8 protein-coding genes are annotated in these 12,009 nt (G+C 48.0%); all 8 read right to left on the bottom strand.

Annotated elements, in window-relative coordinates:
* Nucleotides 1–25 precede the first annotated feature (25 nt).
* The 8 genes from ABDW36_RS16635 to ABDW36_RS16600 all read right to left on the bottom strand — a co-directional run bounded on the left by ABDW36_RS16635 (nucleotide 26) and on the right by ABDW36_RS16600 (nucleotide 11,773).
* Nucleotides 26–874, bottom strand: coding sequence for a sigma-70 family RNA polymerase sigma factor (locus ABDW36_RS16635; RefSeq protein ID WP_343703054.1), 849 nt, complete (start codon nucleotides 872–874; stop codon nucleotides 26–28).
* Complete coding sequence (locus ABDW36_RS16630; protein WP_343703053.1) at nucleotides 871–1,782, bottom strand: DMT family transporter; 912 nt, start codon at nucleotides 1,780–1,782, stop codon at nucleotides 871–873. The genes ABDW36_RS16635 and ABDW36_RS16630 overlap by 4 nt, the downstream gene beginning before the upstream one ends.
* A gap of 13 nt (nucleotides 1,783–1,795) precedes the next feature.
* Nucleotides 1,796–2,254 (bottom strand): carboxymuconolactone decarboxylase family protein, encoded by a 459-nt coding sequence (locus tag ABDW36_RS16625; RefSeq protein ID WP_343703052.1) that lies wholly within the window; start codon nucleotides 2,252–2,254, stop codon nucleotides 1,796–1,798.
* A 119-nt stretch (nucleotides 2,255–2,373) separates the two neighbouring features.
* Complete coding sequence (locus ABDW36_RS16620) at nucleotides 2,374–2,838, bottom strand: hypothetical protein (RefSeq protein WP_343703051.1); 465 nt, start codon at nucleotides 2,836–2,838, stop codon at nucleotides 2,374–2,376.
* Nucleotides 2,839–2,862: 24 nt separating this feature from the next.
* A complete protein-coding gene (locus ABDW36_RS16615) occupies nucleotides 2,863–3,288 on the bottom strand; it encodes a DUF3592 domain-containing protein (protein ID WP_343703050.1) in 426 nt (141 codons plus the stop codon).
* A 43-nt stretch (nucleotides 3,289–3,331) separates the two neighbouring features.
* Complete coding sequence (locus ABDW36_RS16610) at nucleotides 3,332–6,724, bottom strand: hypothetical protein (protein WP_343703049.1); 3,393 nt, start codon at nucleotides 6,722–6,724, stop codon at nucleotides 3,332–3,334.
* A 272-nt stretch (nucleotides 6,725–6,996) separates the two neighbouring features.
* The gene (locus tag ABDW36_RS16605; RefSeq protein ID WP_343703048.1) at nucleotides 6,997–7,401 is read right to left on the bottom strand and encodes a hypothetical protein; all 405 of its coding nucleotides are present in this window, start codon (nucleotides 7,399–7,401) and stop codon (nucleotides 6,997–6,999) included.
* Nucleotides 7,402–7,486: 85 nt separating this feature from the next.
* Entirely contained in the window at nucleotides 7,487–11,773 is a 4,287-nt protein-coding gene (locus ABDW36_RS16600; RefSeq protein WP_343703047.1) for a DUF6443 domain-containing protein, read from the bottom strand.
* Nucleotides 11,774–12,009 lie beyond the last annotated feature (236 nt).

Below are 12,009 nucleotides of genomic sequence, written 5' to 3'. Positions count from 1 at the left end.
TTTTATGTTCAGGTTTCTTAATATCTCAGGCAAAATGCCCCGCCAGTATTTTCAGCTTCTCCGGGTCTATGATATTGCTGATCTGCAAAATGCGCCCGGTTTCCGGAGATACGTCAAACACCTGGCATACGTACAGCCGGTCTTTCTGATAATAGAGAAATGCCGGCTGGTGGTTGATGGTGGTGAACTTGACGCTGGAGCCCTGCTGGTAAGTCTGGTATACATAGAGCAGCAGTTCCGCCACATCAGCCGCGCCGGTGCAGATGCGTTTCACCACGTTCATCTTGCCGCCGTCTGCATAGAAGGCAATATCTTCCGCCAACAGGCTTTCCAGCTTTTCCATGTTGCGGCTGCGGATGGCGGCAATGTAGTTCTCCAGCAGCACATTGGTCTGCGCCGAGCGGATGCCCGGCCCGGCAGGTTCCCCCGGTTTGAACAGCTTGGCCTTGGCGCGGCTCAGCAGTTTACGGCTATGCTCTTCCGTTGTACCCAGGATGTCTGCTATTTCCTGGTGGGCATAATCGAAGCTTTCTTTCAGGATGAAGGCCGCCCGCTCCCTGGCGTTCAGCTTTTCCAGCAGCACCAGCAGCGAGTAAGACAAAATATCCTTCAGGTACACATTGGTATCCGCCGCTTCCGTGGCCACCGGCTCCGGCAACCATACTTCCGGCTGCACCGTGCGTTTTTTCCTGTTTTTGGCGTTGATGGCGTGGTTGATCACGCTTTTGACCAGGTAGGCCTTTTCGTTCTCTATACCCTCCCGCGGAGAGGCATAATAGGCCGTGAGCACGTCCTGCACAATATCGCGCGCATCTTCCGCGCTGCCCGCAATATTATAGGCGTATGGGAACAACTGGTCCTGATAGTCTTTCATGATGATGGTGCTTTTACAAGTTCTTTCCGGAGCAAGTGCAGGTTCATGACCACTATGGAGACAATGATCAGCACAATGCCCAGCCACTGCCAGCCGTTCACCCGCTCATGCAGGATCAGCCAGGCCATGCTCACGGAAACGGGTATTTCAATGGCAATGATGATAGCGCCCAGCCCAATGCCCGTTTTCGGAAACCCGATGTTAAAGAGCAGCGGCGGCACAATAGTGCCGAACAAGGCCAGCAACAGTCCCCATTTCCAGAAAACGGAGAGGTGGAACTGCGCCGGCATGTTCAGCAAGCCCACGGCCAATACCATGACCGTGGCCCCTAATAGTATAAAAAATCCTTTCTGCTGCGGCGGCATGCCGGTAGCCACGCTGTTAGACACATACAGGGAAACCGTATAGGTAACCGCCGCCGCCATGCCCCAAAGCAGCCCCTCCAGGTGGAGGCTGCCTTCGGCAGACAGTACATTGGTGGCCAATACGGTGCCCAGCAGCACAATCACCATGGCCATCACTTTATTGACACCCGGCCAGCGGGCAGCCAACACGCTTTCCAGCACTACGCCCATCCAGATGGTTTGCATCAGCAGTATTACACAGATGGATACAGGCAGGTATTGCACGGAGAGGTAATAGAAAAAGCCCGTGAGCCCGTAACAAGTGCCGCCGGCCATCAGTTTCCATGCATCCCGGCGGACCTGTTGCGGCGTTTGGCGGGGCGCTTTCTTTTTGAACAGCCACAGGCAGGCCATTACCGCAAGGCCGGGCAGGTACTGCGCAAAAGTCACTTCCGTGGTGGAATATCCTTCGTCATATGCCAGTCGCACCAGGGTAGCCAACACCCCGTAACTCGCTGCGCCAATGCCTACGTAAAGAATGCCTTTCAATAAATTCCTGTCCATGCCGCCTGTTTTTCTACTGCAATGATACGTTTACTTTGTAATTCCCCGCCACCGTTCTGAAGGCCTTGTTCAGGCGGTTCCAGGTATTGACGGTAGCGATGGCGAGGGTGAGGCTGGCAATTTCCTCTTTAGAGAAATGAGCGGCTAGTTCCTGGTAAATCTCGTCGTCCGCGTCGCAATGAATGGTGAGGGCGTCCGCATAAGCCAGCGCGGCTCTCTCCGCGTCACTGTAGTACGGCGTTTCCCGCCAGGCGGCCAGGCCGTGCAGGCGCTGTTCAGATTCCCCGCCGTGGATGGCGTCTTTATAATGCATGTCAATGCAGAAGGCGCAGCCGTTGATCTGGGATACGCGGTAGTACACCAGTTCCTGCAGTTTGGCGCTGAGGCCGGAGGTGCGTACGAAATTGCCGGTTTTGAGGAGGCCGTCCATAAAGCCTTTGGGTGTTTCCTGAAAAGAGATCCTTGGTTCCATTTTGTTTAAATTTTTGAAGGTTCTCTAATAAGACACAATTGGGGGGAGGAACGTGACGGGGGGTGAGGGATTTTTTTTGGGGGTAACGGTTGTTCGATGGAAATGCCGGGATTTAGCTCTTATGGGAGGACGCCTTGCTTTACCATTTCTTTCACCTCCTGGATTTTTTTCCTTGTCCATGGAGCGAATTGTTTTTGGGTAAAATAGGTTTTTCTATTTATATCAATGCGTATCATGTCTTCAATATGCCTTGATGTGGCATTCTGAATTACTTTTATTTGTACGTCTTTTCTGTTGCGCCTAATTTGCTTTACCTTGTTGAAATGAAGTGTTTCTATCTCAATATCCCCATTATCGTCAATATAGATCTTATATAAAGTATTGACAGACATTCTCAGGCCGTACAAAATGATTAGCAGTAAGATGCCACTCAATATGATAACGGTGGATAGATCAAGTCCATAGCTTGCCAGAAGGTATAAACCAAGCAACATCAATAATAATAGAAATCCATACGTTGTACGCCAAAACCGGGTATGGAAAGACCTGTTACTTTCCTCCACGCCAACAATTTCATTTCTCACGTATTTAAGTTTTTTGTCTCAGCTTTACAGATTAATAAACATACGAAGTACTAAAAACAATATGGCAGGCCCTGCAACCAACAGTATAATAGATACTACGTTACTATCATCGTCATCCTTAATCAGAAATATTTTTGGGGCTTTGAGGTCATACATAATGGTCACTTTCATCCCTTTTTGGTAAGATGTGAAGTCGGCTCTTACGATATGCTCAGATTCAATAATTTCGCCCTCGTCCGTTACAAACCGGATTATAGGCGATTTGCTGAATATTCTGTTCGATACCCCGTACCGGAATCCGACAACCTCACCTACGGAGGCGACTCCGCTCCTTAGAAGGCGCTTCCTTCTCTTTACTAAAGCAAGTGCCTGAGCAACGGCAATTATGCTTATTATTAAGAAGAAAAGTGCTTCGTAGTTGAAGCTTGCAAGCTTTTTCACCAAATCCATCAGGATCAGTTTTTTATGGATATACTTTTACACATTCAAGCTATTATTTATTACTCAGATCATAGTCATGCATTTTGATGATCCTTCTGAACTGGTCTTTGATCTGCTCCAGCCGTTGCATTCCATCATATTCATAATAGGTCACCTTTCCTGCTGGATCTGTTTCGCTGGTTACCCCAATCAATGGAGAATAAGTGTAAGTAGTCATCGTAGCTTTTGAAGGATGCAATCTGACCTCATCCACAAGAACGCTACCACTAAGTGTGACGGAAGTCAAATAATTCAGGTTGCGTTTGTAGAACGTCCAGTCACCTTTTGTATCAATGGCATCTGCTGGTGCCCCACTGATATTCCCGGCACCCGTACTTTTTGCCCAGTAAGTCAGCGTGTATTCTTTATCATAGGAGAGTCCGCCTTTTACCAAAGCACCACTGGAAAGATCATAACACTTGTTACCAGCAGGAGCAGTGATGTCTATAGCAGCAGTCCCGCTGTAATCCCAATTTCCCTTGCCATCCGCTTCAAAACCCGTGTAGGCTGCATCTGCTTGACGTGCATTTACAATTTCAGCAACGGGGTACATTCCATTATAACTCCAAAGGTAACTGTAAGATGATCCGTTTTCTACGGTAAACTGAAGCGGATTCCCTTGCGAATCGTAACTATCATATGTTAAAGCTGGCTTATACCGGCTGTCTACGCTAAAAGAACTGAAAGGCTGATCAAATGGCATCACCCCTATCGGTTGATTACTAAATTTGAAGGAAGTCTGTGCTATAGGAGATGCAGTTTCCAGCTTGAATACTTTGTCAACCAAACCTTTACCGAAGGACTTATATTGTGAAACAGTTCCAGAAAGGATGGTTCTACCTTCTGCCGTCTCCCTGAAAGTGACCTGTTCAATGGGAAAAGCTATCAGATGATTGGCTTTCATATAGTCTATGAAAGGAGTACCTGAAGCGTAGTCATCAGGATAACTTGTATAAGTAATGATTTTGCTACCATCACTTTTGAGTGTTTCTGTTCGGGTCGGTTGAAGATGAAGGGGATTATCGTAGTATGTTTTCTTGTATACATCAATGGAAGAAGTTCCATTGTTGGCGTAGAGATATTCAGTGGTTGTTTTATTATATAAAAAACGCGTCAATATATTGTATTGCGATGAAAGAACGCCAATTATTGGATTGGGGTTGGGATTACCGTTATGGTCTGGAAAGGTGAAATTAAATGTTGGTTTGATCTCGATAGCAGTAATTTCTGAGCTGACACCATCCACTGTTCCTTGCTCACTTATAACTCTTTTTTTAATAACTCCCTGTGAATCAAAATAATCAGTACTTGTTTCTCTTCCCCTATACATATTCATTGATGTCAGATGAGCTACTAGTTCTTCAGAAAAGCCATTATTAAATTCATTTACTACATCTGGATAGTGGAAATAGGTGGTAAAGTTATGAACTATAGAAGAATTGTCTTCAAATCGTTCCGTTACTCTACTATAACCAACAGGTGCTCCCTCAGGCACATCGTTAATAGGGTCGGAACTAAGAAAAACACCAACTGTATTCTGCCATAGGGCCTCCAGTGGCACAAAGTGAACCGGAAACATCGATAGATATCCACTCGAAATATTCGACCCTTCCATATTATATTCAAAATTTCTGGTCGTTACTTTGATCCCATCAAAGTTTTTAATGGATTGGATGCGTAATCCTCCGCCTACTTTGGAGTGAACCGGCACGGTGGTATTAAAGCTAACAAGTCCATTCGCAAAATGGATATCCGAACTTGATGGGTTCAATAGTTCGCTGGTATTAAATACTGAGCTTAGTGTATAGGTACCGGGTCCCCAAGTATATATCGCCGTTTCATATGTACTTGATGGCATCCATGCCCTGTTGGGGCCACCTGGTTTGACGCTTCTGCTAACAGTAACAGCAGTTGGTTCAGTTAGGGAAAATGTAATAGTAGTAGGATCCAGATCAAAGTAGCCATCCTCATATTGAAAAGAATACGCTACCGGAGTGTATTCTACCATTGGGTTGCTTGCAAACGAAATGCCTTGATCACTATAGTCATTAGGCGAGTACTCAAATTCCGTATATCCACCGGTTGGATAAGTAATTTTTGTAAGTATCTCAGCCTTCATTCTTTCCGCATTAGGCGTTCTGTCAGCACTACCAAGAAATTTGGCGTAGTAAGACGAATAAGTAATAGGGATTCGGCTTAATTGGTTACCTGCAAAATTGTAATATCCCCAGTAATCAACGCTGTTTGTATTATATGGGTTGGGATTATCCATCGTCGGTGCAGGAAATTTAGTGGGATTGTACTCAAATAAATACTGCTGATCAGATACATTACTAGCGTCTTTTAATGTCAAAGTGTGCAGCTTTAATCTTTCCTGCTCGTTTTCAACGTATCCCAGTTCCCATCTCCTTATTTGTTCACCATTTATATTATATAATACAATTGCATCCAGTTTTTTTTCCTCCGTTGAACCGGCTGGGGCTCCATTAGGTACATAATAAGGATCGTTACGCTTTGATTTGACGAAGGAAACCTTGCCCCCATTAAACTCAATTTCGTCAAGATAAGTAACATAGTCCGCATGGTTCCCTGTAAACTTCTGGGATTCGTTGAACAGAAGCCCGCCGTTCAAATGTCCTATTATCATTTTTTCCGTCTCAAAAAACTTAAAACGTGCGTTATTGAGAGGTGTTACATACTTTAAGGTAATACTGTCTCCTGAAAGGTTCTTTATTTTTGTGAGATACCAGGCTGATCTAAATAAATCCGGTGAATTATCGTATCTCGTATATTTTGACCATTCTGGCTGGCTGAAGGTATATACTACCCCATCTTCGGTTGTAATTGTGAATGACTCAAACCCGTAAAGCGTCTTGTTTACCTCTATCTTGAATGGTTGCACTTTGGTCAACCTGATATTCCTGTTCCAGTCAAACACAAACTCTCCTGCCCTACCGCCAAAATTAAATAAATACTTATCCGATTTGGCATCCATCAGCCTTGCAATATAGTGCTCAAGATAGGTAGTTGTCGGTATGTAACCATTCAACATGGACTGAATGTCTGTTATTGATTGATAGAATCCGCCAGCTACATCGTCGGGCAAGTCTCTCGCTACGCGAGTAATAACGCCGCCCGCATTGAGGCTGAATCCCAGTCCAACCCATCCAGGCACGTCTGCCGGTCGGTTGCCTCCTGCGTGATAACTTAGCGAAATATCCAATGAAAGGCTGCCGCTTTTTATATTGAGTAACTCCTGGCCGATATTTACCAACCCATTGTATAAACTAACAGGGTATTCACCGTATTTCCCTAGCGATGAGGCGGTTGGAGAAGGACGGATGATTTTTTCTCGCTCTGCCCTTGAGATATCGAATTGGGCAAATAACTGGATGCATGGAAGCATGTATAGGACAAATAGGATTAGGGACTTATTCATATAAGAGTTTATATATCACAATTTATTTGACATAGATACATATACCGCGGATAATCCGTGATTAATACTACAACCATTTACACAAACGAACAGCATTAAAGTCATCTTGCTATTATACTCTAACATTGGATCTCAGAGAGCATTATTGCGCCGTTCATAAGCTAAGAATACGTCTGAATTGTTCCTTTTTAGCTTAAGATTATTTGTATAGTACTTAGATTAGTACATCGCTGACCAGGTTAGTTTTCAAATACTTTCAATAACTTCTCCCAATCAGATACATCTAATGCTTTCTTTCGAACAATTGCTTGCTGCTGGCCATCAATTAAAAAAATCAATTTTTCATCCTTCCGTTGTACTTTAACTTGTTCTTTCTTGACTTTTATATCCTTTCTTTTAAAGAGAGAGTTATTTACAAAACTCAAATGCAACTCATCATCTTCAATACCAATTACCAACAACTCAAATCTATTTAAATAAAATATATAGATAAGAGAAGTGAACATTAACACCATGCTAAAAAAATAGAGATAACCCTTTATCATGGGAAATATAAAAAACAACACCACAGCTAATAAACCGATGCCAATCATCATTAATACAATCATTCTGTTCAACAAAAAACCTTTACATTTAATAGTCATATCTGTTATTTACTTGATAATAAAAAATAAAGCTTCATATACTCTCCACTTGTTATAGCAATAAAATCGACAAAGCATCACTGTTTTAACGCCCATATAGCGGGGCCAAGAAATCTACTTTTTTAACCGTATTTTCACTAGGCGTCACTAACGGCGAAGGCTTGGTGTTTTTGGCATTTTTATTTTCATTTTTGTTTGTGCTTCCATTATTCCCAACTTCTGTCGCGTTCGTTTCATTATTTGAATTTGAAACTCTTCTTATTATCCCGTCTGATCCTCCTGTAGATGCATTATCCATATCATTTATTCCATATGATATGGTAATAGCTGTTGATGGCGCATCCTTCAAAGTTGGTGGAGTTTTTCCGAACATCAATCCCATACCAAAATCAACCCAAGCTCCAGTTATCCTTCCTATTGGCTTCTTTGGATCATTTTTAACTATTTTATCCACCGCCATCCCGCTTACTTCTCCTATTCCGCCAGGGATATTGCCGGCAGAACCATTGTCTTTAAATCCAGCGACCATCTGACTAATTCCAAGTCCAATAGATGGAACGCTAACAGTTATTAACCCCGCTCCCAATACTTGAGTTAGGCCCGTTGGTGCCGCCGTCATAAGTGCACCACCAACTACGCCTAAGACACCACCTACGGTGGCACCCGCTCCTTTTAGAACAGCATCCCAATCAGTAAGTCCTCTCAAATCTAGTCTTCTGATAGGATTATTTAATACATAGGCGTAAACTGAATATTCGTAGTGCCTTTCAGCCATAGAATCAACACTATGCCATCTCCCAATCTGCTGATCATACATCCTAGCTCCATAATCATACCACTCTAAACCTCCACCATCTGCAAACTCCCCATTCTGCAACTCCTTCCCGTTGTAACCGTACTTGTTCTGCTCCAGCTTGTTGACAGCCTTCACACTAATCCCCGCCATCGTCAAGCCAAAGGGATAATAATGCGTCTCCTCCAGCACCGCTCCAGGGTTGTTGGTCACCACCAGGTTGTCAAAGAACACGTCCTGCGGGGTCTCATTACTGGTGTAAACATACAGGAACCCGCCCTTCCTGATCACCATCTTGTCCTGCGCCAAGGTCTGCAACTGGTCCGGCTCTGCCTTCACCTGCCTTACCCCGCTGTTCTCGTCCACTAAGTTAAACTCATCATCGAATAACGCAAAATTCAGATAAGCTTTCGGGCGATTGGTCTGCGCCGGGTCGGCCGGTTCCTTCTGCTTCATCCGCTGGTAGCCGTCGTTTAAGAACTGCTCGTTCAACGGGCTGCGGGAAAGACCCTCTCCCGGCGTTTCCTTGTCACCACCGCCCGGCTGGCCACCGCCAAACGCTCTCAGCAGCGAGGTGGCCATGTCTGCCACCGGTACCAGGGATTTATCCTGCTTGCGCCCGATGGACTTATAAAATGCCTTGGCACCAATGGAGATCGTATCCCCCGCCATCACCTTCAGCACCAGCGACGGCCCCACCCGTTTGTCAGGGTGCTGACCGTTGAGCTTGGCCACCTGGCTGTTCTGGCTGCCGGCGGTGGCGTCCTGCGGGTAACCCGCCGGTTTGGCGCTGCGGCTGGACTCGATATTGCTGAACAGGGCGTTTTCCGTAGCAGAGCGCTCCGTTTCCATGCTGGCCAGGTACAACTGCTGCTGGCTGCCTTCCGTCAGCACCATCCGTACGTTGCCCAGGTGGTCTTTGATAAAGTAGTCATAGGTGTAATGCACCGGCTGAATGTCCGTGTTCACCCGGATGCGGCCTTCCTCATGGCTGATCAGCCGTAGTACGTCATCCTCATACACCAGCCCGCCATTGTAGGCCGTAACGGTGGTCTTGGGCTGTGGCCCGGTCAGGTCTTCCACCGTTTTGCGGTGTTTGATGCCAGCCGCGTCATACACGTACCGGATCGTGCCCTTGCCGGGGATGGTGATCAGCTCCGGCAGGTTCAGGTGGTTATAAGTAATGCCGGTAATGCCCTTGTTGTTATCATACTTCAGGTTGCCGTTGGGATCCTGGTCGTAGTCCAGGTCATTTGCATTGCCCGTGGTGATCTCCTTGAAGTCCCCCAGCGTGGAGGTTGGGTTGTTGGCAAGGTCATAAACGCCCTGTAGCCGGTTGCCGGTGGTAGCATTGGCTTTCGTGTAATTGTAACGAAGATCGTCAATGGGGCCGCTGGTGCCCGGGCCGGTCTTGCCCTCCTGCTGCATCCGCAAAATGTTGCCATTGGCGTCATAGGCGCTGGTGGGGGTTACCCCGTCCCCCATTTTTACGTTGAACCTGGTTGCCGGGTTCTCTGCCCAGGCATGCGTTGTTGCAGGGCTTTCTCTAAAGTCTCCCTTCAGCAGCCGGTTGGCCGGATCATAGCTGTAGCCGTAGGAATGCTTCACCGTGGAGTTATTGGTACCCCGCCACTTGATGCCGGCAATGTTGCCGTTGAACTGGTTATCGGAGAACCCGTAGTCATAGTTCAGCTCCTGGCCGAAGTAGTGACCGTCGTCCGTGTTGTCCACATAGGCCTTGTTGATGCCCCGCAGCCAGCCACGGATGTTATAGTCATAGCTCAAGCTCTCCAGTTCGTTGCCGTCGCTCTTCTTAAAGGTCTTTTTCTTCAGCTGCCCCAGCGCGTCATACTCGTTGGTGGCAATGTCTGTCACCGTGCCGTTATCACCCACCTTCTTCTGCACCTTCAGCAGCCGGCCACCATGGTCATAGCTCAGCATGGTCAGCAGCTTCACCTCCGGGGTCACCGTACTGCGCGGGTTGCGCAGTACCTGGGCCGTGCTCAGCACCTGGCCATTAAAGTTGTAGAGGTTGGAGACGATGTCTTCCCCGCCCGTGGCATTGTCTGCCAGCACCTGCAGCACCCGGCCTTTGGCGTCATAGCGGGTGGTGGTCACCAGCCAGCGGTCATTGGCGCCGTTGCCTTCCAGCAAACGCACCTTGGTGCCCGTTACCAGTCCTTTGGTCTGGTTGCTGACAGGCAGGGCGTCGGTATGCGGCTGGGTCTCCGTATTGTAGGGAATACCGCTCAGCAGCCCGGGTTGGGCGGCTTTGGCGCCCTCGTAGGTATAATCGTCGTAATAAGTATAAGTTAGCGGTTCCAGCTTGCTTTGGTCAAGGCCGGATAATGGGTTGCTGGCGTAGATCGTTTCCGTGGTCTGGGTGCCGTTGGGGTCCAGCAGGGTCTCAAACTCACTGGTCTGGCTGTCAAAGCCTGGCTCAAAGATGATCTCCTGGCCGGCTTTGTATACCAGCCGGTTATCATGGCTGTTGACCACCAGGCTGGAGGGTACCTTGATCTGGTGAACGATGGTTTGGGTGGAGGTAGGGCTGCCCAGGAGCGTGGACAAATCGGCCGCCGTTTGGGTAGTCGCGTACAAGGCCGTCATCACCGGCCGGTTCAGCTCATCGTAGAAAGTGGCCAACCATTTGCCCTCTCCACCTGGCATAGGGCGCATGTTGCCATCCTGGCTAAACACCAGCCGGTCTCTTACGTCATAGACCATCTCCACCGGCGCTGCGCCCGGTACCTGTTTAAGCACCATCCGCTGCCGGTGGTCATACACGTAACGGAAGCAAAACTCTTTGCGGTGCAGGGTATCCGACAGGCTCCAGCCCATGCCGGGCAGTAGCTCCACCATTTTAGGCGGCAACACATACCGAAGGTTACCCAGCTCATCATACACGTAATAGGTACACAGCCAGCCATCATGCCCTTCACTGCCCGCTGTTGCCGTCAGCTGCACCTTTTTCAGGATCACACGCCCTTCTTTATCCTTGAACTCCACCACTTCATGGTCGGCTTCGTCTTTGGTAACGTTCTTATACAACTGCCCTGCCTCGTAGTTCGCCGGCCGGGCAATGGGGTAATCTGCCGCGTTGGGGCCAATGTCCCAGATCTTTACCGCGTCCCCTGGTGTGTTCACCAGGTACTGGTTGCTGATCCCTCTGCCGCTGCCCGCCCAGCTGTTACCCGGCGCCAGCGTCTTCTCCACCCGGTTCAACGGGCTCGGTTCAAACTTCGTCTCGCTATAATAAACCGTTTCCCCGGGGTATTGACCGGGAAGGAAAGATGCCTGCTCCCCGAAAGGGTTCAGCCGGAACTGGCCGGTACCCGAAGCACCGTAAGGCAAATACTTATACTGCTCCCGCCCGAAGTTGTCATAGTGCACCGGCGCCACCAGGTCATTGCCGGAGCCTGGCAGGATGTGCTTGCTCACCGTTTGCAACGGCCGCCCCAGCCCGTCAAAGTACTGCGTGGTCTGCCGCACGTCCTTCACCTCCCCGTTGGCAACTACCACCGCAGGGTCGGTAATGCCCATGGCCGGCTCCCAGGTACGCACGTAGTTTACCTTCATCGTAGAGGGGTAAACAGCGGGTGAAGTCACAGCCGAAACAGTAGCAGCGGGGGGCGTATTGGAAGCAGAATCATGAGGCTGCTGAGCGAAAAGGGGCAAACCCGCGAACAGGAGTCCTGAAAAAAGGGCCAGTACAGGAATAAATTTTTGCATAGGGAGCAAGGTATTAGGTTTACTGGGAACAAACCGGGTTACAATTCAGGCATCACAACGTTCCAATATTAAACAAGTATAAC

Source organism: Chitinophaga sp., assembly GCF_039596455.1.
Lineage (GTDB): Bacteria > Bacteroidota > Bacteroidia > Chitinophagales > Chitinophagaceae > Chitinophaga.
The sequence above is the reverse complement of the archived record's forward strand: the minus strand, read 5'-3'. Positions and strand labels throughout refer to the sequence as shown.